Consider the following 26,579-nt stretch of genomic DNA (forward strand, 5'->3'; position numbering starts at 1 on the left):
TAATTGGGAGTCCATATACGAGAATGACGGAATTAGCCTTGGTTGATGCTTGGTTTTACATAGCGTCATTATCTAGAGCGGCGAAGGAGCGAGTAGGGAATCGCTTCTTTTCTTAAGACACAAAAAAGGCTCCAATCGGAGCCCTTCTTCAAAGTTAATTTTAGCTTTCAGTCTGAGGGACAGGCTGACGTGCCGGATGCTTGATAAACACCGCCACGATTGCTGCAATTGCAAGTGCGAAACAATAGTAAGAGTTCGCGACAACTTCTAGTGGAGAAAGGTTAAATACCGAACCCAATAGCAGAACTTGCGCACCGTATGGCAATACACCTTGGATAACACATGAGAAGATATCCAACAAACTTGCAGAACGACGCGGTGATACGTTGTTCTCTTCTGCCAGCTGGCGAGCCACGCTACCTGATACGATGATGGCAACGGTGTTGTTGGCGGTACAGGTATTTACCATTGATACCAGACCAGCAATACCTAGTTCGCTTGCACGACCATTTGCTTCTTTCGAGTGGCTAGAACCAAACGTACGGATGATGCCGCTCACTAGGTTAGTCAGGAACGCGAGACCGCCTTGGCGACGCATAAGCTCGCTCAAACCGCCAATCAGCATAGATAGCAAGAAGATCTCTTGCATGTTGCCAAAGCCTGAGTAGATGTCTTGTGCGAAGTTGGTTAGACCGTAATCATCGATAGAAGACAGGCTCACGCCACCCGCTAAAACGATACCAATAGTAAGCACGACAAACACATTCATGCCTGATACAGCAAGGATAAGAATCGTCACATATGGCAGCACTTTCAGCCATTCAATAGGACCAGTTTCTGGTACTTGAGTTGCTGTGCTGTTGAAGGCAAAGATCACAAGCGCCACCAGTGCTGCTGGTAGTGCGATACGGATGTTCTCTTTGAACTTGTCCTTCATCTCACAGCCTTGAGAACGGGTTGCCGCAATGGTGGTGTCTGAGATGATCGAAAGGTTATCACCAAACATTGCGCCGCTAAGTACTACACCAGCAGTCAATGGAAGGCTCATACCTGCCGATTGAGCAATACCCAGAGCAACAGGCGCAACTGCAGCGATGGTGCCCATTGAGGTGCCCATTGCCGTCGCGATAAACGCAGAAATCAGGAAGATACCCGGCAAGATCATGCTAGTTGGAATCGCAGATAGACCAAGGTTAACTGTCGCATCTACGCCGCCAGACGCTTTTGCTACCGCAGCAAAGGCACCAGCAAGCAGGTAGATCATACACATCGCGATGATGTCTTGATGACCAACGCCACGCATAAAGTGTTCGATAGAACGATTGAGTTTGTCTTTGCTTAAGATGAGCGCAAGGATCACCGCAGGCAATACCGCGATAGGCGCTGGCAATTGGTAGAACGCGAAATCAACGCCTTGCAAAGATAAGTAAGTGCCCACGCCAATAAACAGCGCAAGGAATAGCACTAAAGGTAAAAGTGCGACCGCTGATGGTGCGATTGCTTTATTAGAATTTTTAGAACCAGACATGTGAACGACAACATAATCAATAAATAAGGCGAGCAGACTAATCTGACACCAAAGACTTGTCAACGTCTAGACGTCTAAATGGCTGGTTATTTTTAATCGAAAAGACCAATAAAAAAGGCTCACATAACATATCTTATTGATACCGTGAGCCTTTGTGGAATTATATTGGTTTAGAGCATTTACGCTTTTTTTCGTTTGAGAAGCGCGAAGATCATCAGTGAGAACAGCAGTGCTGCGCTAGACCAAACCACGTAGCGATGATCGGTATAGAACTGGCTAAGGACGCTCAAATGCTCAAACGCGAAGTTGGTGAGCAAACTGAACACGGCAACCCAAATGGTGGTTGCAAGCGCGTTACCTAATAAGAACTCTTTGCGCGGCATCTTAGCAATACCGCAAGCAAGCGGCATAAACTGCTTCATTCCTTCCACGAATCGGCTAACAACCAAACAAGCAGGACCATACTTCTGAATCGTACTTTGTAGCTTCTGCATTTTGGGGCCAGAAATATAGCCTTTCTTGTCTAACCAACCTTCAAAGTAATAGCCAATCAGGTAGCCGCACGTGTTGCCAAAAAAGCAACTCAACCAAGAGACTATCATCACTAGGCTAAGGTTCATGACATGCTCAGATGAAATGATAGACGCCGCAATCATCAGCGATTGCCCCGGCATCGGAATACCAATGCCTTCAAGAAAGATGCTGACGATAAGGGCGAGATAGCCATATTGCTCAAGCAGAGGCTTCATCGCCATCAATAGTTCATTTATGTGTTCCAAACGCTTTCCTCTAACAAAAGTGGAACGAAGCTGGAGTGATACTCCTGTTAGTTAGCTTGGTCAATCGACGTTGTTCTCAGTCAGTGAAATCTGACACGCCGTTGATAATAGTGCTGCGTATTTAGTCTTTTAGGTTACGCCTTACTAAGTCGTGCATTTGCTTAATGGTCATCAATGCTAACCAGATGATCTCTTCGACAGAGCGCTGTCCTGCGGTCGAGGAGGGATGATTGGCATCGGTTTTATTGCTCAGTGCTGGCAGCTCATGAACACGATTGTCACGAATCGTACTGATCAACGCATCCATCGCATCATGAATCAGACGTTCGACTTGGAGTGAGCCTTGGTAGTGGGTGCCCGTTCTCACTAGAGGGATAAGCAAGCAGAGGTAGTGACTCAACAAGCGATAATGGCTCAACATATCTTCATAATAATGCGGATCGGCGCGAGTGTGTCTTGGCTCTTGCTGCATCTCGTTGTAAATCAGTTCAAGGTCGCTTTCAGCAGTGAGCATAGCGGCACGTTGCTTAGTGAGCGCCATATGATCACGTTGCTCTGTGTCGACTTGTAACTGCTCATAGCAATACACAAATAAGCTCTTTGAACTATCGAGTGCTTTTAATGCTTGGGTATGAATCTCCTTGCCTCGCCACTGTGGCCACAATAAACCATAACCGAGTAGGACAATTGCGCCACCGATGACATTGTCGATCAAGCGCGGAGCGGCAAAGTCGAGCCCTTGGTGTGCCATGGTCTGATAAACCAAAATCAACAGTGCGGTAATACAGCCAATCGCCAGCGAGTAATGACGCATAATATTGAGCATTGCGACAGGTAATAGGACAGCTATTAACACAAACAGGATGGTCGTTGGTACGCCAAGATGAATCAAGGAGGTGGCGAACAGTACCCCAAGCGCCGTACCTAAACAGCGTTGCCAAGTTTTACTTCGGGTTGCCAAGAAGCTCGGCTGAATGACCATCAACATGGAAATCAACACCCAATCCGGACGAATCAATTCAAAGTATTCGGCAATCCCAGCACCAAGAGCAAACATCAAACCAACGCGAGTCACGTGGCGCCAAATCGGGTTGCCTCGACTTGGTAAACGGAAAGACAGTTCGAATGGTTGCACTTCAAAGGAACGTTCATAAGCGGGTTCATTGAGCTCAATACGACGAGAAATATGCTTGACCGCGTATGCCCAGTAGCGAAAGCGAGGTTGGTCTTCTAGCTTCACCGCCTCAATCAAATCATGAGCTTCCTGTTCTAGTGAGCTCAAGTGTTCCATCTCTTCATGCGTGTTATGCAAAAGCTGCTTGGCTTTGTGCCTTAATCTTTGCTGACAGTGTTGGCTCCAAACCAAGAGCAGATCTCGTTTCGGTTTACTGGATTGAAATTGCTTGAGCAGATCAGGGTTGCTTCTTGTTTGATGAGAGGAATTAAGATACCATCTTTGCCAGTCAGAATTTGTCTTGACTGAAGGGCTTTAATGGCTTGTTCTAAATAGAAGTCTTTGTCCATGTGCCATTCCTGTTTTATACATTTTACTTAAATTACACAGATATTTGCACACTGCCATTAATCGTATATTTTGTTTTTCTTTCTTGTGTATGCCTCATTAATAATTTTTTGGATAACTTGCTGAATATTTTTTTCTTCTTGTTTGACTAACCAAGTTAGTTGTTTTTTGGTTTCTTTATTCATTGAAATGCTATAAGGTTTATAGTCACAGTTTTTGTCTCTGAACTTTTTTTGACTCCATGCTGATTTCATTTTTCTAATTATTAGTTCTGACCCATCTGGATTAACTAAAAAATTAATACAGAAAAACCATATGATTGATAAGTAATGGTCGTTTGTATTTGTCGTGTTCCACACTGAAACGTAGCCTAGATCTATCTTGTCATTTAAATACTCCAGAACCCAAAGAATCTGTATTTGATTATACCGGTGATCATTGAAGGTACTTGATTTTCTCCGAGGAGAGGATAATGCTAGCAGCGATGAAAGTTACTCTGAGCAATGAACAAAAGCAGGCACTCAAAAACCAACACGGCACGACTCGTGATGGACGAGTTCGTGACCTTATAAAAGCTGTTATCTACGCTAGTAATGGTTGGAGTCCCGAGGAAATTGCTGACGCTCTTCTTACTTCATGAATCCACTGTTCGGTAACTTATCAAAGATTACCTGCAATCGAATAAGCTCAAGCCTGAAAATGGCGGTTCACAAAGCGATCTATCTGCCCATCAAACTCAAGAGTTGCTCCAGCACCTAACCGAAAATACATACCATCATTCACACGAAATTGTTGCTTATGTGCTGGAGCACCATCAGGTTGACTACAGTGTTCCTGGCATGAATAAATGGCTTCATCACAACGGTTTCAGCTACAAACAACCCAAAGGTATCCCACACAAGTTTGATGAGGATAAACAGCAAGCGTTTGTTGACTCGTATGAAACCCTAAAAGCGAGTTGTGGTAAGGAGGAATCGATAATCTTTATCGATGCTGTCCATCCAACGCTTTCGACAAAAATCTCACATGGCTGGATACGAACTGGACAAGATAAAAACCTAAAAACGACAGGTAACCGTAGTCGACTTAGCCTTATTGTATGGAATAAGGTTGTAAGTCGCCAAGATAAACTCAAGGTGGTATTAAGTTTGGTTAGGTTGCGTTATGGTAAGCTCAACGAGGTTCGTTCTGTTGGGCATGACGATATCAAAAGGTGCGACAAAGCTTTTTTATCAATGCGTTAGGGTAGATTTCTGCGACGAGCTCTATCGCACTTGCGTCATGATGTGTCGTAATGAAGGGGAAGAAGGTCACTTTCCAACGATAGATAAATGGATCTCATCAAAAACTACTCTTGAAAGATGACGAGCGAACGTTTTCATCCATATCTGCAAAAGAGACACTGCTTTCTCCAACCACAATGTGAGCAAGAACTTTGATCATCCACCAGCGCTAAAGTATCGACGAGCTTACGTGTAATGCGTTTATCTGCTTGAGATGGTGATGGATCACGGGATGGATGGTTGTGCGCCAGAATGACGGCGGCTGCGTTGCTCTCTAAGACGGTTTTGACAACCTTGGCTGAGTCAATGGTTCCTTTGAAGAGCGGCTTAAACTCAATGACGCGATGCTGACTATCGAGTAGTAGTAGCGCTAATATTTTATGCTCTGAGCTGGCTAATTTCAATCGAACATACTCTTTTGTTGCATTCGGATTACAAAGGGCATCGCCGCGAACATAACGGTTAACGAGGATTTCGGCGGCATGCTCGAGGATTTCATTTTCGTGGTATTTCTGTTGTTTTTGGTAGTGAAGGTTATCGGTCGACATAGGTCCTCCAAGAGTGAAACGATAGGAACTTCATTAAGAGAACATATATCTGAAAGTAATTGATTTGTGGGAGGGAGAGAGCTCTGAACGTTTTTTCTAACACACAGCGTTATCCCATGGGTAAAAGAAATAGGAGCCAATCCCATGAGATTTTTAAAGCTAAAAGAAGTAATAGAAAAGACCGAACTGAGCCGTTCTGCAATCTACAGGAAAATGAGCGAAGGTGCTTTCCCTAAGTCGGTTAATTTAGGCGCTCGCGCAGTGGTGTGGGTAGAAAGTGAGGTCGATGAATGGATAGGGTGCATTATCAAAAATCGTTAGATATAGATTTGATAAATTTACTTTAAGCTAATTGTAGTAGACTACTTTTTACTCTATGGATGTAAAGTTTTCGCTTAAATAACTTAGATATTATCCAAATAGATTATAAAGCTACTCATTTGTAGCTTGGTAGTGTTGTATTATGAATCTATCTCGCCATCCAATCAAAGATTAGATTAAGCTAGACACGCTATAAAAGTATGTTTGTGTAAAATGAAATTAGAAAATCGCTTATTTTATTGTTTAAATATCAATTTGCAAACGTTTTTAATTGCTGAGCGAACTTAAAAACTAAATTGATGAGATTTTTAAACGATTATATCATTAGCATCTTGTCAAAAGGGGATGTGAATTTGGCACTCTTGTGACTTAGAATTGTGAATTTGGCACTCTTGTGACTTAGAATAATGATGGTAGGTCGATGGTCTAGCGAAAAAAGGATGGCTACTAACAACCATCCTTTTTATAGTTCAAGCTTTACGCTCTATTTATGTTCACAGATAACAAATGCTTTCAATCTAGGGTCTTTTCCTGTTTCGGCAATTTCAAATTGACCAGTGATATCACTAAAGAATACAGCGTCGTAGTTGCCAAATACTTCCCCCTAATTCTGTTGTGTTTTTTTGTGACGTCCAAAAATAACGGAAGTTGAGTGGCCAAGTTGACGTTTCATCATTGCCTTCATTCAAGTAGGCAGCCAGTGGTGTTGGATTTGATGCCAATTCCTCACCTCTTAGTTGACACTCAGCAATGGCGACATCAATCTCTACTGCGGCATAACCATAAATATCAGGGCCAGGTCCTAGCATTTGAGTTGTACCGGTGCTGTCGACATAGGCGATCTCTTCTTTTGTATTTTCCCCATATACGGTTTCATCTGCTAATAATGGACGACGATATGGGCCAACAACATCCAATGCAGTTGTTGCATCCAGAGTTAAACCATCAAATTTTCCAGATACGGTAATATTGGTGCTACCTAGCTTAATCCCAGTAACCGTGCCTTTATCCTCGGCAGAGTTAGAGACAGAAGCCAATGAGGTATCCTAAGCATCACTATATGCAGATGATTTCAAAGCCAGGTAAACTTCACAGTAACTTTGGCATAATCTTTCGTAAGTAGCTGCCCATACCTGGATTCATCTCCAAAAGCATTCATCCACGGGGAAACCTGTGGTTTTCTGTATCCAAAGAATAAATTTGTGATATTACGTCGCACTTTAGGTAATTGTATGAATATGCATAAATTTTCATTTAATAATTGATTGTTTGTTGAAATATTTTGTCTTATGTTTTGTGTGTTTTATCTATTTTACTAGTGATTTTAAAGGGCAAACGTTTTCTTCGCTTTTTAGCTCTAATACCTTCTTTGTTTTATTAGTTTATTGACAATTCGGTTTTTAATCACGTTAGTTTTCTAATTAATATTAAATAACCATATGAAACATGTGGTTATTATTAAATTAGAAGATGGTGAAATGAAAATATATTCTTTAATTCCAAGTTTCGAGAAGTTTTTTAGAGTTGAAGATTTTATCTATAAGTGCTTTTTATATTAAGTATTAAAGTAGACACGATAAAAGGAGGCTTTTAAATTTCTATATTTCCTGTTCTCGTGGGTAAGGAAGCTCTACATTAACAAGTTCTAAGTTAATTGTAGGACTTATAGGTAGTTGTCTCGTATAGTTAAATAAATGAGACTCAATAGCTATCACCGCATGTCAAATATATTTTTGAATATAAAATTGATAACTGGTGATAAATATAGTCAAACCTACTTAATTGGAGTTGATATGAAAAGTATATCGATAATTTTATGGGTGTCATTGGTATCATCTTTTTGCTTTGCTCAAAGTACGATTATACCAGGCATTGATGATGCATATTTCCAAGGTGAAAACACATATCACAATGGCAGTATCTCACCAGAAAATGCTTGCAATGTATTTAACCAAAAGGTGTCTGTAATTAATAAAGAACTGTCAGATAAATATCCGGGGACTGAGATTATACAAAACCTATGTAAGCACTTGCGCATAAGGGATCATCAAATAGAAAATGAAATTATAGATGATGATAAATATTACACTCACTCATTTCGTTATTGGTGGAGCAATTTCTCTTCGTTTAAGCAAGTAAAAGAGATTGTTGATGTTGAACGAACTATTGATATTTTAATCTTTAGTGGTTTGGACCAGACTAATTATGTCATGCTTGTTGATGGGTCGGCAACTTTGGCAAATCAGAAGATTGTTACGTGGAATCATAAAGTTCCTTCAGACCCCATTTATCAAGGTCCAACGCAGGTAAAACCGATTATCACAAGTTGGGGACCATTTAACGGCGAGTCTCTTAAATCAACATTTGATGGGACTAATGCGGTTAATTTATTAGTTGATGAAAGCGTGTTTGAAAATTAGGAGGAAATATGAAGTTTAAAAGTATTTTAGTTATGTTAGTTTTTGGCCAAATATTATCTACTTTCAATGTAAGTGCTGCGGGTAGCAATAGATTTCAAGTTTGTATAAAAGGAGACCCAACAATAGGTGAAATTGATCTAAGATATTTAGTTAATGGTTTTTTTTGAAGAGCTTAAAGTGCCACCTAAACAATATAATGAAGAAACTTGTGGAAAAGTTTTTTCGCTTTCATTCAATTCGTCTCCTGAATATATAACAGCTAAATTTGCTTTATGGAGTCCAAACGACGTAAATTGGATAGCGGAAGATGAGGGCGTTAAATATACTATAGATACAAGTAAATCTTACCATAGTATATGGAAAGTATCACCTGAAGGTTGCAATGATAAATATCAAGTTTTCCCAGAAAGTAACGGAGAAACATTTGGTTCATGTATCAAAATGGATGACATGTCAAAGTTTGGGTTTAATAATAATTCTTTAATTAAATTATATTATAATCCAAAGAAAAAAACATCTTTAAATAAAGCTGTTGAAGTGTGCTCAAGCTCTGATAATGGTTCATGTATACCTTTTGGTGTTAATAACAGTGCGCTATTTAAAATGAAAGACTATTACCCTAGTTCAACATATGAAGATAAATTTATTACTGTTGAAAACTCTCAATCTCTTGAATTCTCAATTGGTGGTGAGGTCGGTGGAGCTTTTGATCCTAGCGGACCAAGCCTTACGGCCGGGTTAAACGTAGGGTTTACTAACTCTGCAGGCACAGCAGTTAGTGAAGATTTGCAAACATTTTATGTCGTAAATACTGGTTTGAGAAATGATATAGGTACAAATACAGAATATCGCATGTCAAAAAACGCAGTTGTTCATTCATTAGAGAATGCAAATATAGATAAAAATGGGTTTATTCTAAATGGTGATGAAGTTTTAGGTTCGAAATTATGGCGAGCATTAGATATCTCATCGACAACCTCATGGGAAGACAATGTAAGAAGCAGCAATTGTTATTCCAAAACGTTAACATTTATTAACCGAGTTGAACTATCTAGAAAAGACTCAATGTTACTGTTCAACGAGGATGTTTATCAACGGAACTACTTACTTCCCGTATCTGTAGACATTGAAACTGAATGTTTAACAGACTCTGTAACAGGAAAAAGATACCGTATACTCAATAAAGGAATGTTATAAGGTGATTTTATGTTATTAAAAAAAATGAAAAGTTTATATTAATTGGATTTTTATCTACTTTCAGTGGACTAGCTTTTAGTGGTCAAAACTTAATTCTTGACTATCAAGCAGAACAAAGTCAAATTAACAATAAAATAATGTCGAGTATTGAAAAAGAGGTTGAAGGAACGGCGAAAGATATCCGCTTGATGGTGATTAATTCAGACTTTGATAATACATCACTTAGTGACTCTGATTTCGAGAGGTATGACTCGATTATTATCCTAGGAGATAAAGAAAGAAATAAAAAATTGATGAAGAATATTATTGGCTTCGGTATTTCTAGAGATGTAATTCTAATCAGTGATGCTCATAGCGAGGAGAAAAGGGAAGTGAATACGTTTAATGTAAACTACTCAAATGAAAGCGACTATAAAAAGATGATAAGTTTAATTACTAATATTATTCTAGATTAAAACATTATAAAGAGAGGGGGAGCTCTCTCTTTATTTATGGAATTATATATCTCAATAACTTTAGTTTTTCCATAAAATAGATGCTAACTGTTATTCGCATATAAATCACGGTGCTGGCGGATTCCCTCATAATTACCCCAACCCACGGCAATGTGTGAGGTGTTGATATTCAACCATAGCACAGTGATATTGGGGTTCTTGAATTCGATATCGCCGATGACTGCGCACTTCTTTTCCAAGCCTTGGAATAGACAGAACACGTCGAGGCTTAACCGTATTAGCTTGGAAGTCATAGTGCCATTTGGCTTGCATGGCGATTAAACCATTCCACCACATGATGATTTCAGCCATCAGTGCCATGAGCAACAATATGTCGATACGCCTTGTACACCGAGTGCGGTTATGTCTGAGTGCTAGCCCATAAGCAGGACTTTTTAAGTCCCGAAACGACTCTTCGATTTGCATTCTTTTTGCGTATAAGTTGTTAATTTTGAAGCTATTTAGTCTCTGGTTTGATATGTTTGTGACCAGAAGCCAAGGCTCCTTTGCTCTCTTGTTAAATACCTTGCTTGTCGAGTGCTTTTGGCAGGTTCGGCTATGGCGAAGGGCTTTTCTGCCTTTTGGGCTGACTTTTATATAGATAAGCACAGCACTTTAATGGTGAGCGTTTTGCCAGTTTACACTCCTCAAGATAACGAGCCTTGCTGTTTGCTGCTGGGTAAAGCGTTTTATTCCAACACCAATCTTCCTCGGGGAGTTTGATTGACACTTTCCCACGAACACGCCCCAGCCAGAACCAACCCATACTTTCGACTTGTCGAAACCAAGTGCTACGGAAGCCAGCATCAGAGACGATGATAGGCACACATCCCTCAGGAAGGATATTCTTAAGCTTGTCCAAAAAGAGCTGCTGCGACCTGGGTGAATTGTAGTTTTTGTATTTGAAGGCCTGTTCGTAGGCGGTCACAGCTCTACCTTTCACCGCAACAGCAGCGCGCAAAGTCATGTGGCCATGTGGCGTAGCTGCTCTCTAACATCAGACCAATCAACGAGGATGACAGGGAATGGGTTCGCTTACGTAATAAAGCTTGCATGCCACTTATAAATAATATCTTTTTCTTTATGAAGGTGATGGCTTCCTAACAAGCGCGCTACCAATTTTGGTTAAAGTCAGTTCGGCACCATCGAGAACTGTTTCAGTTGCAAGCATAAGAGAGCTCAGACGTTTTTTGTGAATGCTTGGGCACTGTTGAGAAAGTATTTGTTGTAGAATCTGAATATCGCGCATCGTTAGGAGCTCCTATTTATCCCTTTGGCAAGGTGTGTTTTTGGCGAAATTCATTAGAGCAGACGGGACGATGTGCGTCTACTCATTGTTTTGCAAAGAAATTGTGAGGGGGCGTAAGCGACGATTGTTATCAAATGTTTTTGGGTGGAGGCGATGCTCTAGACAAAATTGAGCCGTTGATTGTCTGGAGTTGTAATATTTTTGAACAAGGCGAAGCCATTCCTGTCGGGAACAATGTTGAGATTTATGTTGTGACATCTTTTCATTTCCCGTTTAGCTATAAAGACTAAAAGGTTACGATGCTCGCTTCGATGATTGAAGGTGTCGATTTGAAGACGCTTACAAAATAACCACAAGCTTTGCCTATGTAATTGCAGCTTTTTACATCGACCTTTATATATCTGAACGACTATCCCACTCCCTTTTTGAAGCCAGTGGTCAAAAGACTTTCGCAGTCGATTCATGCGGCGAATATATTGTTCGGACTGGATTCCTGCATTTTTCAGGCGGTGACGTATTCTGAAAACCATATTAGCGATCAGTGTTAGTCGTTGCCCAACGAGCGCGGTATAAACTCTGCCAGTATAGTCAGCGATTTGCTGAAGATTTCGTTTCACATGTGACCAGCACAGTTGATGTTTTTCTGGCTTCAGCCAATTATCGCTTGAAAACAATAAAGTATTGTCCTTAATGGCCAATGGATGGATTGAAGGCGCTCGGTGTTGGGGTGGTGATTTTTTTGATTGGTATAAACATAAACATAAACATAAACATAGTGGCATTGCGGCGAGGATAATGAAACTCTCCGACAGCGTAGCAAGTCTACCGACGTGCTCAATTGCCTCATCCAGGCAGACGAAGGACTGGAGTTATATCGATGAGGTGTACTTGAACCCTGAAAAATGTACAGCGTAATTATTCCCCGATCTTCTTCATGTTAATACGCACAGTGATAACAATACTACAATTATATAACGAAAATTGATTCATCACCTGAACCTAAATAAGACGTTATGTGTCTTATTTAGGTTTATTGATAGCTAAGAAAAGGAGTCACCATGCACACTAAAACACAAGCCGTCGATGCCATTCCTGAAACCCTGATGCCTCGTTTTTTACAACTCGCCAAAGATATCCATCTTTTTTGGTACGATATGTTTTTACTCAGTGCGACCTTTGGGTTGCGCAATATCGAATGTAGAGAGTTAAAGTTATCTCAAATTGATTTGAAAAATAAAACCATCACGTTGAATGACACAAAAACAGGCAGAGCGAACCTGACAAAAAAAGTGAATCGCAAGTTAGAGCAACAGTGGGTATCGCAAGGTCGACACTGGTTACGAAAACGTATTAATGATAACAATGCCTCACTGATAGTCAGGTTAGTTTCTTCGCCTGAGGAGTTGGCAATTTTAGCAGAGGAATACCAGTTGAAGAGTGAATACTCTAAAGCAAAAGAAAAATATTACGCTAAGGAAGAACCAATACTAAGAGCCCAATTAGAAGGGCTTGTTACTCAATCAAGACGAATTGATTTTTCATCCTTTTGCGATGTGGAAACGATGCTACAAAGACGTGTTCAGTGCTATCAAGGCTGCAAGTATCTTTTCCCTCGTGGGGAGTTGCAAAAAAATGCTCATAACAAAGAGAAAGACCGACCGCTATCAAGACAAAGTGTCTACAACGTACTACAAAAAATTCGAGTAAAACTTGCAGACAAAATGAAAGGTATTCGCTTAGGGCTTCATTCTTGTCGAAAATTTGCAGTACAGAAAGTTGCTCATCTAATGAAAGATACTTTCGCCGCCTCAGTTTGGGTTGGACATGGCAATGGTAAAGGAAATTTAGCGATGACTGAGCGATATTTAAATCGCTCAAAGCTACGATATGAGGAGATAAACATAAAACTTTCTCAAGCTTGTCATTTTGGCTATTGCGTCAAGCATGCTTAAATTGCATCCTTCCTTCCTCCTTCAATCCTTTTTAATCTCGCCCTAACAGCCTCGCGCATATTAATACTTTACACGCAAAAAACGGAATTATTTATACAAAAAAAAACTCAATTCATCACTATTTTGCTTTTAAAACAATAAGTTAAATTACTTTGTCTTTTTAGCCAAAGTGACAACTGACTTAAGCATGAGTTTGGCATACATTTGCGTTTGCTTGTGAGCGAATGGCTGCATTTGACTGTGTTGGTCGATTTTTAACGGGCGAACATCTAGAACGTGGGCGGTATTATGATGATGAAGGTTTTGCTAGACGTTATGTCAAATTTATATGGTGAGTTCTCCTTTCAAACAAAGGAGGGATATGTTGCGGTTGGCCCTGCTTCGACTTCTTCTTGTTCATTGTCTGACTTTTGTTTGTGGGGGATGCATTACGAAGCCGAATATTATTTATTCACATTAGAGCTATTACGAGGTCTTCCAGTCATCCCTAAAGGGGATGACTGGAGTGCTAATTGCGAATTAAGTCGTCGTGAAGAAGTTCGCATTTCGTTAAAGTATTGCGTACTCCGAAATTGCTTATTGAGTTGTAATGTTGATGTATCGCCCAACAAGTACATCTTTTTTGACACTCAAGTGTCTAGGTCTTTGGGGTTAAAGGTTTGACGAATTATTGTCCCAATAAGGTTCAAAAAAAGTCCACTAAAAAATGGCTTCGTACTGATGTTTGTGAGGCAGCGCGGGCTCGTTGTCGTTATTTGTTGACGCATTTTCCTGCTTTCTACTTGGCCTTTTCTGGCGGTAAGGATTCAGGAGTATTGCTGCACTTAGCGATAGAGGAAGCTCGAAAGCTAGGACGCCTACCTATTGACGTGTTGATTGTTGATATGGAGGCGCAGTATCAACATACAGTTGACTTTATTGAACGTATGGTCAGTAGAAGTGAAGTCAACGCTTACTGGATATGTTTGCCGTTAAGCCTTAGGAATGCGGTTTCTCAGTTTCAGCCTAAATGGATGTGTTGGGCACCAGAGCTGCGTTCGCAATGGTTGCGTTCATTGCCTTCTCACCCTTCAGTGATTAGTGATATCACCCACTTTCCTTTTTTCAAAATAGGGATGGAGTTTGAGGAATTTGTTCATGAATTTGGACTTTGGTATCAAAAACAAAAACAAACAAAGTGTGCCTGTCTTGTCGCCATTCGAGCTGATGAGTCGCTTCATCGTTATCGAACGGTAAAAAACACCAATAAGCGGTGTTATGAAGGAGAGCGGTGGACAACGGAAGTGACATCAACGTTGTATAAGGCTTACCCCATCTACGATTGGCAAACAAGAGATGTCTGGATAGCAAATGGACGTTTCCGGTGGGATTACAACCGGATTTACGACTTGATGAATTTAGCTGGCGTTCCCTTGTCGCAGCAACGCTTATGTCAACCTTTTGGTGATGATCAACGTAAGGGGTTGTGGTTGTATCAAATCTTAGAGCCTCATACTTGGCAAAAGCTAGTTGAGCGGGTTGAAGGGTGCAATTTTGGTGCTCGTTATAGTCGCAATCAAGGGCGAATTTTAGGGTATTACTCGTTTGCACTCCCTGATGGGTATTCCTACCGACAGTACAGTAAATATTTATTAGATAGCATGCCGCCCCATATGGCTCGACATTACCGTCAGCGCATTTTTCAATTTTTGATATGGTGGCGTCGTCACGGAAAATTGAAAGGAATAACGCATATCCCTGATTTTGCAGATAAAAAATTGGAAGCTCAGAAGTGCGTGCCGAGTTGGCGGCGAATTTGTAAGGTTTTGATAAAAAATGATTACTGGTGTCGCGGGTTGTCTTTTGGGCAAAACCAGAAACTGACACAGCAATACGCCGAACTGTATGAGCAATACCTAAAAGAAGGTCGTTATTATGGAAATCGATAATACTCTCGGTTTATTGGATACGCTACAGAACACGCTACGCGATTTTAACGTTAAAAAAGCATCTCTTACTGAGAGAGTGTCTCTTTTTAATTTGTTGTCAGAGTGCGCTGAAAAAATAGTGCCATTTACACATCCTGTACTAAGTGTTCGCCTTGTCGAACATCAAAAGGTCGTCGATAACGATTATAACCCCAATAAGGTCGCCCCTCCGGAATTTAAATTATTACGCCATTCCATTTTAAAGGATGGTTTAACCATGCCGGTCGTCACTGGCCGTCAAAGAGATTGTGATGACTTGGTTATCATTGATGGTTACCACCGTAGTCGATTAATAAAACACGATGAGCATATTCGCGCCTCTTTGGGAGGTTATATGCCTGTCGTAGTGCTGGATAAATCTTTAGATGAGCGAATGTCTTCTTCGGTTCGTCACAATATGGCGCGAGGTGCGCACCAAGTAGAGCTGACGGCTCAGTTGGTGATGAAACTTAAGTGCTTAGATTGGAGTAATGACGATATCGGTCGAGAGCTTGGTATGGATAGTGATGAAGTACTACGAATGCAGCAGGTTACAGGGTTAGCTGCCGCCTTTAAAGACGACAGCTTTTCTTCAGCATGGGAGTAAATGTAAAACCGTGGGGGATGAATGTTATTGGACTAGCCTGCGTGTGCGTATTGAAACGCGCTTAGCGATTTTTCCTTGTTTAGAAGGGTGGGTAGTACAAACTTATATAACTTTTGGGGACACAACAATTATGTCGACATCTTCCTTGGTGCGCCCAACTCTGTTGAGTGTGGCTTGTGGTGGCGTGTTTTTTTAATAGATTTATCTATTTAGTTAATCATGATAGCGAGTAGACTATGAATAACTTAATAACTACATCTATATGTGTTTTGATTGCAAGTATGGCATATGCGGGATGAACCAAACTCAGCGAATGGTAAACACACAAGTCCCCCCCCTCCGGAGGCAACTTCTCATTATACAGGTGAAGCGGCATCATTACTCATTGCCGCTCGAGAGCAAAACAAACTTTTAGATTTACCAGATTCACTCAAACTTCAAAGTTTAAAAGATGGATATGAGATCCAAGACAAAATCATCCAAAATATCAACATGAAGCAAAAAGGTTGGAAAGTCGCGATTACTAGTGATGAACTAATGAAAATAGCTGGGCTCCAAGAACCAGTTTCTGGACCTTTATTTGAACAATGGGTCTATCCTGAACCTCATACAGTGAGCCATGGTGCACCGACTTTGTATGGTTTTGAGTTTGAGTTCGCATTTAAGATGGCGAAGGATATGCCTCCAAGAGAACGACCTTACAATCGCAAGGATGTTCTCGCAGCCGTGGACAGTTTACATTTGGCGATAGAACTTGTAGGGACTTGCTACACCCAAGGGCCTGTAAAATCAGGCGTTTCTCAATTTGCTGCGGATCATGGAGGCAACAATGGATTCGTTTATGAGCCAGCAATCCCTAACTGGCGAAATATAGATCTATCTAAAGTCACAGTCACTGGCTATTTTGATAATAAGGAAATTGGTCAGAACTTTGGTTCCAATGTGATGGGAGACCCTGTCAATTCTTTAATTTGGTTAGCTAATCATCTACCTAAGATAGGTTATAATCTCAAAGTGGGTGAATGGGTAACGACTGGAGCTGTGGTTGGTCCAATACCAGCAAATCTGCCAGTAAAAGTACGTGGTGATTTTGGAACTCTTGGCTGTGTGTATGTAAATTTCGAAGGGTAATTTAACCCAAGGGTAAACCTTAGATGGTTTAACTAAAAAGTAACCAATAAGGTTTACACTTTGGTTCTCATAACAGAGATGTAGATAACTTCAGCTTGAATCTTTCAATATTTTATAAACGGTTGATCTTGCAATCTTTAATTGTCGAGAAATTTTCGTCGCTCCAATACCTTTTTCATATAAAGCAAGTAGTTGTTTTCGAACGATATTACGTTTTCGACCAAACGTAACCCCTTTCAATCTTGCTTCTATTCGTCCTTCATTAGTTCGCTCAAGTATCCGTTGTCGATCGGCCTGAGCGACAGCAGATAAGGTGGTGACCACCATCTTTCCCATTTCGCCTTCAGTGCTGATCCCATCATGGTTTCACGCCAGCACTTTTTAACGCCTTGATCTGAACATTGAGGGATTGTTGACTGGTCGATACACGAGCTAAGCTGGCTCAACCACTTAAGAAATTAGCTTATGTGTCCAACCATTGGGGGGAGGGGCTTTCACACTTAGTCATAATGTCACCTGTTTTAGTATATCACCTCTTAATCAGGTGGCCAAATTCGCCGTGTCATTACAAAAGACAATAAAGCCAACAAGATAGAAAAGAGTTAGTCGTATAAAAGTCATATGTATTGTTTTGTGATATGGCGTCACATTTCAAGTAATAAATCTAATATGCACTCTCCAATTTTCTTTTTTTGGAAAAATAATTGGTGATCTAATCAGAATAGATAATGGCAAACGTTTTCCTGTTAGTTTTTTCAAGGAATACTTTAAAAAACCGACTTAATAACAAAACACTAATTAAGCAATGTGTTTTTATTCAAAAAACAAAATATTATTATAAATACAATGCCTTGACTCTTGTGGCAACCAAGTGGTTTGTGAATATAAATTCATTGTTCTTATAAATGCAAAGGTAATTAACATTTGAAAATTACATATCATTGTGTTTTTTTATAAGTTAATGCTAGATCATAGCAAGAGTAGTATTGTAACAACTCTATATTGAACTTTGTTTTGTTACTTTCATTTAACCTAATGAGTATATGGAATCAAAACATATAGAGATAAATATCAGAGATTAAAATCTATGAAAATAAAAAGACGTGATTTTCTCAAGTCGGGTTTAACAGGTGCTTCTGGTCTACTAATGTCATCCACCCTCCCTGCTTTACCTATTTTTTCTTTAACAGAAGAAAAGGGAGTTATGACAATTAGTTTCTCAGGGACTTCTTGCACTCGCGATGAGGGCGAAGTATCCCGAGAAGAAAGCGATAAAAATATATATCTTCCTTCAACAGGGTATATTCCCGTTCGAATTATCAATGAGTTAAAAACTGTTGGAGTGACGATTCGGGGAGCTGGAGAGAATGATTGGGCTCATACACGAGAAACCAGTGAGCCACTAATGGTAAACGGACCACTTAACGTGCCAGATGAATTGTTATCTGATATTTCTGGCTATACCACAGGAAATCAATTTAGAAAGTATAAGGAGCCCTTTTTAGGATGGTCTATGCCCGCATTAGCACTTCATGGCGCAAATCTTTCAGCAGCAAGTAAGGCGAGTGTATTTAATTTTATTGGACACAGTCGGGGGGCTTGTGAAGCAATAATGGCGGCTTGGTTTCTATATGCCTATGGTGATGAAGAAATGCGTAATACGCCTATAAATATTTTCGCTATAGACCCTGTACCTGGTCCTGGTACATGGTGGAGTATTCTCACACAATTGCCGCCCAATGTAGTTAACTATGTGGGCATTTATTCTTGGGATCAATCCTACAATTTAAATATACAAGACCACGCATTCCAAGCTTTGGTGCCAAGACCAAACGGTAGAATGAGGGGTGAGAGCAATGAAATAGCTACCAATAGTCAATCATGGTGGAGTTGGATACAAAGATATCCAAGTTGGGCAAGTATGGCAGACTCAGTGCAGCAAGCTGACCCTCTAGCTCCAGACAATAATCGTCCTCAACCTATAGGTTATGATCTCTATGCTTGCAGAGGAAGACATAGCACAGTGGCAGGAAATACAACTAGTGATGGTTACTATAATGCCGACAAAGTAAGCTCTTCGGTAGCTCCTGTTCCAGAGTTAATCTATAAAATAGCTAGAGGTTACTTAACCAAATGGGGAGCAACTTTCGCTGTTCCTTGCGCCGTAGAACAAAGTGTTTTTGAACTAAGAAAGGAAATTCATACATTTCACCGCGATTTCGACATTATGGGAGGAGGGGAAACTCGTAATAGTAACACGCTTTCAGGAAGACCATATGTCCGCCGTATTTCTTCAATATGGGGGAGAAATCCAAATGACACCTATTATATGGACGATGTTGTTGGTGACCCTCCTTACAAATTGGTTTACCCAGTCACCAAGGATAGAAGAAATAAAGGTTGGGTGGATTGGAAGTTTTTATAATCTTTAGGTGATTGGTCGATCAGTTGCTTTTTGTTCAATAGAAGAAAATAGTAGGCGATGGTAAATATGACTCAAATAGAATTAATTAAAGTAGAGCTATCAAAGAGAGAGTTGTTCTATCATGATAGCGATGTGAACTATGTAAGATTACTCGATACTCCAAATGTCTGGGGAATGCCGTTTGGTCCAGACATTATGCCTCGCGCAATTGAGCGTCAAAAAGAATTTGAGCGCGCAATTGTTGAAATAGTACAAAAAACTCATTATCGATGTGATATATCATCACTCAACAGTCCCGATCCTGATTGGGCTAGAGCGATATTAGGTGCGATTGACACTGCATTGACAACGCCAATGGGGCGAAATGAAAAGCCGCAATTTAGGTTTCTTTTTGGACAAACTCCACTTTACCCAATCAATGAGCCAGATAACCTCATTGACTTCAAAGCAGCTCTTGTCCGCTTAATTCGAACTCGTTCTGCTTATTGGGAGATCGTGCCAGAGTTCGTCATAGGCAGATATTATCAACGGGTAGCAGGATCTTGGATGTCTGCACAGAAAAAATTTCTCCCAGAGTCATTAATTTCAGACTCTGATACAAAAATGACGTGGAACCATACCAAAATAATTGCTTGTGATGGAGTTGAATCTTTAGTCGGAGGTCACAACCTCAATATGGACCTATTCCGAAGCTATCCGCCTGTTCACGATGTTTCTGCAGTGGTTCATGGTGCTGCCAGCTTTGGAGCTCAAAAGTTCCTTAACGAGTTATGGAATACGGATTCTTCTTTGTTGACTAAAGAATCGTTAGATACGGAGAGCCTAATCTGGAACAATAAGGATGGCGAACTAGATTATCCACACGATCCTTTTGAGTTGAGCTATGTTTTGGATTTTGTTCAGGAGAGACAAAACCGTATTCAGAAGGTGCATGAAACAGGTATTCAACCCGGTGATGATCCTCTTATTCCACCTTTACATCCTTTACCTTCAGTCCATGACATTAGAAATTTTGATTTACGTTCCGTATCAGATTTAGATGATAGTGTTTTTGAAGAGCGTCAAGTTTACAACTCGTACGATAAGCTAGAGAGCTACAAAAAATCAGAACGTATTTTAACAGTAGGTAAATATTGGACAGGATTAAACCGAGATACCGACTTTAAAATAGGTTCAGAAATAATGAAAAAGAACCTTATTTTAAATGCGAAACATATTATTCGTATGTCACAGCAGGATGTGATCAGTGCTTGGAAAAAGAACTGGAAAGACCATGTCGTTTGTCATTGGATTATTGATGCCCTCTTACAAAATGAGAAGTTAACCGTCCAGATTGTTGTCTCACCATTAGACGCCGGTGCTGGAGTAGAAGGTGACCAGTACTCATTTGGTTCAGGGGCCATACGGACATTTGGACTGATGGAATACTATATGACCCATGATGTACATACAGACCAACAGTTTGATGACAGTGATGGTAAGCGTAGGAACGCTTTATCACGACTTTTCATTGCTCCATTCTTTTTCACAGATAAAGTACCGGAAGATAAAAGGGTAGAAGGTGAAACATATAAATGGCCAGACCTGCCTGAAGAGGGCAAAACGGCGACATTAAAAGCTCTACCATTGTCAGAAGACCCTCCAGCTCAGGGAATGATAGGGCATCCGTTTTGGACAACAGTAAGTGCCAGTGGCTTTTTTTACGGAGCTGTTGACTCTGCTCCCGGTAATCATGCCAAAATAATGATTGTGGATGATGAAGTCTGTATCGTCGGCTCAGATAATCTTTATCCTGGTAACTTGGCAGAGATCAATTACCTTATGGAAGGTGAGCCTGTAAATGATTTACTAGAGTCTTACTGGAAGCCGCTTTGGCAATATTCAAGTCCGTATGCTTATTCTGGTTAACTTCAGCACTGCCTGAGCAATGAATGGTTCCGTCCCATAACCTCACGGGATGATAGTACTAATGTTTGAAGTTCCAAGGTAGGGATGCATGTAACCGTAAAGAATAAGATCGTTTGTTTTCGCAGTTTCGACGATACTGTAAAGCATTGCGGTCGCATCAGCACCATTTGGAGTGTCAAGCGGCGGCATAGCTGCCCGAGCGAAAGCAAAGAGACTTAACCTTCACAGTGTGCTGACAATTCTGCATTACCCTACAGGTCATGCACTTACGACCACTCAGACCACTTTTCTCTCGGAATGGCACCAGGGCTATTTATCTCAGTAAACACATCTCTGAAATCAGAGATGTCGTTGTCGATAACGTCGCCCGAATGATGGCTTGTGGCTCAGCGAGCATGGGAGCATGGCTCTATAAGTGCAGGCTGTACCTACACCAAATATCTCAATCAAAGCTGTAAGTCTCGTGCTTGCAGCAGTTGTGGCGTCAAATCCACCGAAAGGTGGATACGCCAACAACAGCATGTGTCGCCTGATTGCGAATGGCAACACACATCTCCACCATACCGAGCACTCTCTGGTCTATTTTTCGTCATAATCACTGGTTACTTAATCGATTATTCAAATGCGCGGCCGACATTTTAACGACTTGGGCAAAACGGCAAGGCTTAGAAATAGGCGTTTTCTGTGCGTTTCATACCTACAGCCGCAAGCTCAATTGCCATGTCCACGCTTCAGTAACACGAGGAGGAATTTGCCAACGAACAGGGCTATGGAAGCCAATTTATTCCAAAACCAAAGTGACAGAAGCATGTTGGTGAGCTGCGTTCACGCAGCTCTTAAGGGCGCATTACTCAGAGCTTGATTTAAGCCATGACGATTGCCCGTTCATACGTCATGAAAAAGATTGGTTCGCCTTTCTGCGTAGCCAATATCACCGTCGTTGGAAACTGCATTTTGGTAAGAAAACGAACCAACCGCATAAGACGATCAATTACCTAGGTCGTTATTTGAAGCGGCCTCTTATTTCAGGCTCTCGCTTGCATCACTACAGCAAAGGCAGCCAGCTGACGTTTGAATACCTCCCCATCGGACTGGAGAAAGGAAATGTTGCCAAAAATCTACGATGCGTTAGAGATGGAAAGCAAGGACGCGCCAGCGCTGCCTTCTTATGCGAGTATGAACGTCGAGCCTTATGAATGTTTGCTCTGCAAAGATGGGGGAGAGTTTGTCAGTTTTAGGGCGGGTGAAAGTCGCGAAGAATTGATAAGACAGACGTTTTTGGAAGGACAATTGAGGTCAGCTTAATTCCTTCCTGTGGATAAGTTTATCTGTAATTTGAACAGACATGCTCATAGTAATATTCACGAAACATTACCTATCCAATTCACATACATCACCACTACAAAATAATCATAATCAATTGAATTACCTTGCACCTCAGCAATTCCTGTGACAATACAGCAAAATGATGAATCCAAACCCATGATTATTATTTAATTAATAATACATTGTGACATTAGATTCTTAATGCACCAGCATAATAAAACCAATGTAAAATGCACTGATGGCAACCAATATTCGAATTTATGGCTACCTACGAGCCTCGACCGATGAGCAAGATGTTAGTTGCGCAAAAAAATGACCTAATTGAGTTTGCGGCAAAAATGAACTTCCCTGTCGTAGCCTGGTTTGAAGAAAATGAATCCGGCGCTCATCAGCACCGTCCTGAATTATTCCGCTTACTTAATATTACCATGCCTGGTGACATCATCCAGGTTGAGCAAGTCGACCGGATCAGCCGACTCAACACAAAAGACTGGAAACAGCTCATAGCCAACAAGGGACTCAAAGTTGTCGCATTAGATCTACCAACCAGTCATCAATTTATGAACCAGACAGACGAGTTCACAGAACGAATGCTCGCAGCGTTAAATAGCATGATGCTAGACATGTTGGCGGCAGTGGCTAGAAAGGATTATGAAGATCGACGCTGTCGTCAGGCACAAGGCGTACAAAAAGCTAAACTGGAAGGTAAGTACAAAGGACGTCCAGTGAATGTTAAGCTACACCGGAAAATCGAAGGGCTACTTCGAGAAGGTAAAAGCTACAGTCAAATAGTAGATCTTATTGGCTGCACAAGACACACTATTTCGAAAGTGGTGAAAGCAATAAAAGCTTCTCACACCATGCAGTTCTGAGAAGCTTTTTGGACAAAAATCATTTACTGCGTTTACTCATACGATTCGCTTGGTGTTAGCTACCAAATCATAGGCGTGGGTGTATATTCATACGTTAGATATATATGCTTTGCTATATAGACATGCATTGCACTAGTGTTAGATGGCAGGGCTCTTTTCATTATGGGAACACAACTACATGAAAGAGCTCTGAAGATTACTATAACGACCCACCGACACCTTTAAACTTCTCCAAAAAAGCAGTGATTTTCTGAAAAAACCTTTGCTTCTAGCTTCAGTCCTGTGGGTTCAATGGGCTGAGTTTTGGTAATGCCTCATTCAGCGCAGTACCATTTTCAGAGGCGTGCTCACGTTCGAGTAATGAAGCAATATGGCGTTTGTTTGGCAGTTTCTTCATTTAAACTGCTCTCTAGTAAAACTAAGTAGTCAATCCCCCTCTTATATTTGACTTAACTTGAGAGTATTTATAGGTGTTCTTTTTCCCATTTTCTATATTCATTGTAGTCTTTCTCAATCTGCTTATTGTCTTCGTGTACAAGGAAAAAAGCTCCAGGACATGTCATTACATCAACAGTTTGGCTAATAGGCAGGTCGTTAGGAATTCTAAAGTTAACATTAGAGAACGACTCCAAGCTCTCTAGCTTATCTATGATTTTTTCATGTGATAACATCCCTTGTTTCCCAACAACCATATGAACACAGCGGCAATGTTTGTTTAACGTATACATCTTCTGTCTTTTTTGAAGCTGAGGTTTATCTAAATAGCACTCTTGCACCATTTGGATTTGGTCGGTACCTATCGCAGCTCTCAAAGCCTGTGGATTCGCAGCTCCAGAAATACGCGCGCCGGTTTCGATCAACACCGGACCATTTTCATTGAAAATTAATTCACTATGAGCTGGGCCAATAACTACTCCAAGTGTATCGAGCACCTGCAATATGTAATCAAAACAAATTTTCACCTCTTCAGAGCTAGCCGAGAGTAGTTCATCGTAGTCATAGATATTTCTACCCTCAGAGGTCAACGATTTAGTGACCTTCCAACAGTCAGACAACCACACACCTCCATCAAGAGTTACAGTGTTAACAACATGCTCTTGTCCTTCAATAAATTCTTGAACAAGCACTGATTCGTTTTTAGAAAATAAAATGTTCTCTTTGCCAATAATATTGTTAAATGCAAGTTCGAACTGACCTTCATTGCAAGTGATATACACATCATCAGAACCAGCACTGTCAACCGGCTTAACGACCGCTCGAGATATATTTTTATTTTTCAGCCAATTAAGCCCTTCATCAACGTTTGAAGTCAACAACTGAGGAATATGGTTCATTCCAGCATTTTTCAAAGCTTCTGACATAGAGAATTTGTTTCTTCTCTTATCAAACTCATCAATGATGTTGGCAGTGAACCCAAGGGATGCTGAAAGTTTATCGGCTAGATTAACGCCCCACTCACTGCCTGCCACAACGCAAATAGGTTCAAAGCTAGTTACTTGCATAAACAGCTTTTCAAAATTAACGCCATCATAAGCTATAACCTTGTCAAACATATAATCGCTAGAGTTATAAAAGTCATGCTTTGAATCAGATTTTACATGAATAACATCATGATGTTCTAATATTTCTTTCGCGAGTACTCTTGCTGGGTTGATAAGCACATCAACCATAACTACATTGCTTTTCATCTAAACAATTACCTTTCAACGTGATGGGTATACTGAGCCATTTCTTTTCTTCTTTTTAAATATTTTATTATATAATTTTTTTAGAAAACTGACTTCTTTCTTTTTGGTGCTATGCGACATTTGAATACTCCTTACTTAAATGGTTCTCATGAATCAGTTTCGCGACTTCTTGATATCCATGGTCATTAAAATGTAGATGATCAACAAATATATTATCGCGACACACCTGTGATTCCCCCAGTAAATGATTCATATCACTATATTCAATACCGTTATCTGAACATCCTTGTTGAAGGATATTTGAATATTGCGAGTGAACCTCTGTAGAACACAAACTACCAAATAACCTCCAGAAGTTATTTGCACAACCATCTATAGCTTCAAACATATCCTCTTCTTCTTTGTGAAAAGTACTCTTACACCATCTAGAAAGTGGTTGTAGCGTAAAATGAACATTAGTATCAGTGTTTGACATCAACTGCTTGATTGTTATCGCCGCCTCCAGTGTTTGTTGTGCAGCTATATCAACTCTATCTACAATAGAGATGTGTCCATCTTCAATGATCTTCTCGGCCGGATTTTCATAATTAATCCAATCATTGAACTTATTCTTTAGTGAGGATAATATGTTATTTTTTTCTGCTTGAGATTTGCTCCCATAAGTCAGATTTTTCTTCAAGAGGTCTTTATTATAAAGCTCCATATAATGGTTAAATTCGTATGAGTAATAGTACTTCCCATACTCTGTTCTTAACTCATCAGGAAGGCCCTCAAGGGTAAGCGTATTTAAACCACTTATAATAACGATATGATTTATCTTAGAGAAACGCTTTTTATTCATGATAAATTGAATCATCTCTTGATAAGCATTAAAGCCACGTACACCTAGGTTTAACCAAGTCTCTCCAGTCAATTGGCTCAACACAGATGCGATCGTACAGCTGTCTGAAGTTGTCCCTGTACCTAGAGCTGTAGACCCGCCAATCACTAAATTTACTGCATTGTTATTATCAAAAGACTCAATGGAACTGAAGCGACCTACTTCGTTAAGACTAAGCCTAAAACCTAATCCATCAGTATTTATTACATCGGATTTATAATTTGATAACTGGGAAAACATCACATATGGAAGCCATCTTACCCCTAGATACATAAATTCATCGTATTCTCTTAACTGCGGAGTCAGTTCATAAACTCTTTTTAGTGCTTGATTATGATCCATATAAGCTCTCACTCTTGAACATGGTTAATATAATAACTACTTTTCTTCGAATTAGTGTTAATTAACAAGCGGTCAGCCCTTCGCAAAATAAAAAACCAATACGGCATTACAAAAGTAAGGAAAGCGAGAAAAAATAAAGGTTGAAGTATAAAAGTACTTAT

Annotated in this window: 20 protein-coding genes and 6 pseudogenes; 14 read left to right on the top strand and 12 right to left on the bottom strand. The window is 40.3% G+C overall.

The window, feature by feature from the left end; all coding sequences use genetic code 11:
- Positions 1 to 160: 160 nt before the first annotated feature.
- From H735_RS12015 to H735_RS12030, 4 genes and pseudogenes are all read right to left on the bottom strand, one after another.
- Positions 161 to 1,528 carry a Na+/H+ antiporter NhaC family protein gene (locus tag H735_RS12015; RefSeq protein ID WP_005447666.1) on the bottom strand — a complete coding sequence of 456 codons (1,368 nt, stop codon included), beginning with the start codon at positions 1,526 to 1,528 and terminating at the stop codon, positions 161 to 163.
- 179 nt (positions 1,529 to 1,707) lie between these two features.
- Positions 1,708 to 2,283, bottom strand: coding sequence for a DedA family protein (locus H735_RS12020; RefSeq protein WP_005440257.1), 576 nt, complete (start codon positions 2,281 to 2,283; stop codon positions 1,708 to 1,710).
- 145 nt (positions 2,284 to 2,428) lie between these two features.
- Positions 2,429 to 3,748: pseudogene (locus H735_RS12025) on the bottom strand (FUSC family protein); the annotation flags it as partial.
- A gap of 140 nt (positions 3,749 to 3,888) precedes the next feature.
- Positions 3,889 to 4,083 carry a hypothetical protein gene (locus H735_RS12030; protein ID WP_152447698.1) on the bottom strand — a complete coding sequence of 65 codons (195 nt, stop codon included), beginning with the start codon at positions 4,081 to 4,083 and terminating at the stop codon, positions 3,889 to 3,891.
- A 230-nt stretch (positions 4,084 to 4,313) separates the two neighbouring features.
- On the opposite strand from H735_RS12030, the pseudogene H735_RS12035 reads away from it, so the two are divergent.
- Positions 4,314 to 4,926: pseudogene (locus tag H735_RS12035) on the top strand (IS630 family transposase); the annotation flags it as partial.
- A gap of 244 nt (positions 4,927 to 5,170) precedes the next feature.
- Here the strand turns inward: H735_RS12035 and H735_RS12040 are convergent.
- Positions 5,171 to 5,660 (bottom strand): annotated as a pseudogene (locus H735_RS12040) (JAB domain-containing protein).
- Positions 5,661 to 5,804: 144 nt separating this feature from the next.
- On the opposite strand from H735_RS12040, the gene H735_RS12045 reads away from it, so the two are divergent.
- A complete protein-coding gene (locus tag H735_RS12045; protein ID WP_020197549.1) occupies positions 5,805 to 5,981 on the top strand; it encodes an AlpA family transcriptional regulator in 177 nt (58 codons plus the stop codon).
- A gap of 566 nt (positions 5,982 to 6,547) precedes the next feature.
- Here the strand turns inward: H735_RS12045 and H735_RS12050 are convergent.
- Positions 6,548 to 7,018, bottom strand: a complete 471-nt coding sequence (locus tag H735_RS12050) for a hypothetical protein (RefSeq protein WP_020197548.1) — start codon at positions 7,016 to 7,018, stop codon at positions 6,548 to 6,550.
- Positions 7,019 to 7,774: 756 nt separating this feature from the next.
- Between H735_RS12050 and H735_RS12055 the strand changes: the two genes are divergently transcribed.
- The 4 genes from H735_RS12055 (at position 7,775) to H735_RS12065 (ending at position 10,053) form a co-directional block, all read left to right on the top strand.
- Entirely contained in the window at positions 7,775 to 8,401 is a 627-nt protein-coding gene (locus tag H735_RS12055) for a hypothetical protein (protein ID WP_152447709.1), read from the top strand.
- Between the two features lie 8 nt (positions 8,402 to 8,409).
- The gene (locus H735_RS30885) at positions 8,410 to 8,568 is read left to right on the top strand and encodes a hypothetical protein (RefSeq protein WP_020198142.1); all 159 of its coding nucleotides are present in this window, start codon (positions 8,410 to 8,412) and stop codon (positions 8,566 to 8,568) included.
- The gene (locus tag H735_RS12060) at positions 8,555 to 9,598 is read left to right on the top strand and encodes a hypothetical protein (protein WP_020198141.1); all 1,044 of its coding nucleotides are present in this window, start codon (positions 8,555 to 8,557) and stop codon (positions 9,596 to 9,598) included. Before H735_RS30885 ends, H735_RS12060 begins: the two co-directional genes overlap by 14 nt.
- A 137-nt stretch (positions 9,599 to 9,735) precedes the next feature.
- Entirely contained in the window at positions 9,736 to 10,053 is a 318-nt protein-coding gene (locus H735_RS12065; RefSeq protein ID WP_020198140.1) for a hypothetical protein, read from the top strand.
- 132 nt (positions 10,054 to 10,185) lie between these two features.
- On the opposite strand, the pseudogene H735_RS30020 reads toward H735_RS12065, so the two are convergent.
- Positions 10,186 to 11,341: pseudogene (locus tag H735_RS30020) on the bottom strand (IS4 family transposase).
- Between the two features lie 296 nt (positions 11,342 to 11,637).
- Positions 11,638 to 12,006, bottom strand: a pseudogene (locus H735_RS31875) (IS66 family transposase); the annotation flags it as partial.
- Positions 12,007 to 12,399: 393 nt separating this feature from the next.
- Between H735_RS31875 and H735_RS12090 the strand changes: the two are divergent.
- From H735_RS12090 to H735_RS12105, 4 genes are all read left to right on the top strand, one after another.
- Complete coding sequence (locus H735_RS12090; protein ID WP_020196154.1) at positions 12,400 to 13,293, top strand: site-specific integrase; 894 nt, start codon at positions 12,400 to 12,402, stop codon at positions 13,291 to 13,293.
- 659 nt (positions 13,294 to 13,952) lie between these two features.
- Positions 13,953 to 15,221, top strand: coding sequence for a DUF3440 domain-containing protein (locus tag H735_RS12095; protein ID WP_027726687.1), 1,269 nt, complete (start codon positions 13,953 to 13,955; stop codon positions 15,219 to 15,221).
- Positions 15,208 to 15,846: an IbrB-like domain-containing protein gene (locus tag H735_RS12100; protein ID WP_020196156.1), complete on the top strand. Its 639-nt coding sequence runs from the start codon at positions 15,208 to 15,210 to the stop codon at positions 15,844 to 15,846. Before H735_RS12095 ends, H735_RS12100 begins: the two co-directional genes overlap by 14 nt.
- Before the next feature lie 288 nt (positions 15,847 to 16,134).
- Complete coding sequence (locus H735_RS12105) at positions 16,135 to 16,977, top strand: 2-keto-4-pentenoate hydratase (RefSeq protein ID WP_020196157.1); 843 nt, start codon at positions 16,135 to 16,137, stop codon at positions 16,975 to 16,977.
- A 90-nt stretch (positions 16,978 to 17,067) separates the two neighbouring features.
- On the opposite strand, the gene H735_RS12110 is transcribed toward H735_RS12105, so the two are convergent.
- Positions 17,068 to 17,331 (bottom strand): helix-turn-helix domain-containing protein, encoded by a 264-nt coding sequence (locus tag H735_RS12110; RefSeq protein ID WP_444547700.1) that lies wholly within the window; start codon positions 17,329 to 17,331, stop codon positions 17,068 to 17,070.
- 733 nt (positions 17,332 to 18,064) lie between these two features.
- Between H735_RS12110 and H735_RS12115 the strand changes: the two genes are divergently transcribed.
- The 4 genes and pseudogenes from H735_RS12115 (at position 18,065) to H735_RS12130 (ending at position 23,508) form a co-directional block, all read left to right on the top strand.
- Positions 18,065 to 19,402: a hypothetical protein gene (locus tag H735_RS12115; RefSeq protein WP_020196159.1), complete on the top strand. Its 1,338-nt coding sequence runs from the start codon at positions 18,065 to 18,067 to the stop codon at positions 19,400 to 19,402.
- Positions 19,403 to 19,468: 66 nt separating this feature from the next.
- A complete protein-coding gene (locus tag H735_RS12120) occupies positions 19,469 to 21,310 on the top strand; it encodes a phospholipase D-like domain-containing protein (protein WP_020196160.1) in 1,842 nt (613 codons plus the stop codon).
- Positions 21,311 to 21,570: 260 nt separating this feature from the next.
- Positions 21,571 to 22,615, top strand: a pseudogene (locus tag H735_RS30035) (IS91 family transposase).
- A 305-nt stretch (positions 22,616 to 22,920) separates the two neighbouring features.
- Positions 22,921 to 23,508, top strand: a complete 588-nt coding sequence (locus tag H735_RS12130) for a recombinase family protein (protein WP_020197969.1) — start codon at positions 22,921 to 22,923, stop codon at positions 23,506 to 23,508.
- A 274-nt stretch (positions 23,509 to 23,782) separates the two neighbouring features.
- On the opposite strand, the gene H735_RS31880 is transcribed toward H735_RS12130, so the two are convergent.
- The 3 genes from H735_RS31880 to H735_RS12140 all read right to left on the bottom strand — a co-directional run bounded on the left by H735_RS31880 (position 23,783) and on the right by H735_RS12140 (position 26,418).
- Positions 23,783 to 23,905, bottom strand: coding sequence for a hypothetical protein (locus H735_RS31880; protein WP_020197968.1), 123 nt, complete (start codon positions 23,903 to 23,905; stop codon positions 23,783 to 23,785).
- 67 nt (positions 23,906 to 23,972) lie between these two features.
- Complete coding sequence (locus tag H735_RS12135; RefSeq protein WP_020197967.1) at positions 23,973 to 25,196, bottom strand: ATP-grasp domain-containing protein; 1,224 nt, start codon at positions 25,194 to 25,196, stop codon at positions 23,973 to 23,975.
- 109 nt (positions 25,197 to 25,305) lie between these two features.
- Positions 25,306 to 26,418, bottom strand: coding sequence for an SGNH/GDSL hydrolase family protein (locus tag H735_RS12140; RefSeq protein ID WP_020197965.1), 1,113 nt, complete (start codon positions 26,416 to 26,418; stop codon positions 25,306 to 25,308).
- Positions 26,419 to 26,579: the final 161 nt, after the last annotated feature.

Source organism: Vibrio owensii CAIM 1854 = LMG 25443 (genome assembly GCF_000817815.1).
In the GTDB taxonomy this organism is placed as follows: Bacteria; Pseudomonadota; Gammaproteobacteria; order Enterobacterales; family Vibrionaceae; genus Vibrio; species Vibrio owensii.

What these genes read in the sequence shown, in the direction of transcription:
- H735_RS12015 (WP_005447666.1), bottom strand. Translation starts at nt 1,528, where the DNA reads ATGTCTGGTTCTAAAAATTCTAATAAAGCAATCGCACCATCAGCGGTC.
- H735_RS12020 (WP_005440257.1), bottom strand. Translation starts at nt 2,283, where the DNA reads ATGGCGATGAAGCCTCTGCTTGAGCAATATGGCTATCTCGCCCTTATC.
- H735_RS12030 (WP_152447698.1), bottom strand. Translation starts at nt 4,083, where the DNA reads ATGAAATCAGCATGGAGTCAAAAAAAGTTCAGAGACAAAAACTGTGAC.
- H735_RS12045 (WP_020197549.1), top strand. Translation starts at nt 5,805, where the DNA reads ATGAGATTTTTAAAGCTAAAAGAAGTAATAGAAAAGACCGAACTGAGC.
- H735_RS12055 (WP_152447709.1), top strand. Translation starts at nt 7,775, where the DNA reads ATGAAAAGTATATCGATAATTTTATGGGTGTCATTGGTATCATCTTTT.
- H735_RS30885 (WP_020198142.1), top strand. Translation starts at nt 8,410, where the DNA reads ATGAAGTTTAAAAGTATTTTAGTTATGTTAGTTTTTGGCCAAATATTA.
- H735_RS12060 (WP_020198141.1), top strand. Translation starts at nt 8,555, where the DNA reads ATGGTTTTTTTTGAAGAGCTTAAAGTGCCACCTAAACAATATAATGAA.
- H735_RS12065 (WP_020198140.1), top strand. Translation starts at nt 9,736, where the DNA reads ATGTCGAGTATTGAAAAAGAGGTTGAAGGAACGGCGAAAGATATCCGC.
- H735_RS12090 (WP_020196154.1), top strand. Translation starts at nt 12,400, where the DNA reads ATGCACACTAAAACACAAGCCGTCGATGCCATTCCTGAAACCCTGATG.
- H735_RS12100 (WP_020196156.1), top strand. Translation starts at nt 15,208, where the DNA reads ATGGAAATCGATAATACTCTCGGTTTATTGGATACGCTACAGAACACG.
- H735_RS12105 (WP_020196157.1), top strand. Translation starts at nt 16,135, where the DNA reads ATGCGGGATGAACCAAACTCAGCGAATGGTAAACACACAAGTCCCCCC.
- H735_RS12115 (WP_020196159.1), top strand. Translation starts at nt 18,065, where the DNA reads ATGAAAATAAAAAGACGTGATTTTCTCAAGTCGGGTTTAACAGGTGCT.
- H735_RS12120 (WP_020196160.1), top strand. Translation starts at nt 19,469, where the DNA reads ATGACTCAAATAGAATTAATTAAAGTAGAGCTATCAAAGAGAGAGTTG.
- H735_RS12130 (WP_020197969.1), top strand. Translation starts at nt 22,921, where the DNA reads ATGAGCAAGATGTTAGTTGCGCAAAAAAATGACCTAATTGAGTTTGCG.
- H735_RS31880 (WP_020197968.1), bottom strand. Translation starts at nt 23,905, where the DNA reads ATGAAGAAACTGCCAAACAAACGCCATATTGCTTCATTACTCGAACGT.
- H735_RS12135 (WP_020197967.1), bottom strand. Translation starts at nt 25,196, where the DNA reads ATGAAAAGCAATGTAGTTATGGTTGATGTGCTTATCAACCCAGCAAGA.
- H735_RS12140 (WP_020197965.1), bottom strand. Translation starts at nt 26,418, where the DNA reads ATGGATCATAATCAAGCACTAAAAAGAGTTTATGAACTGACTCCGCAG.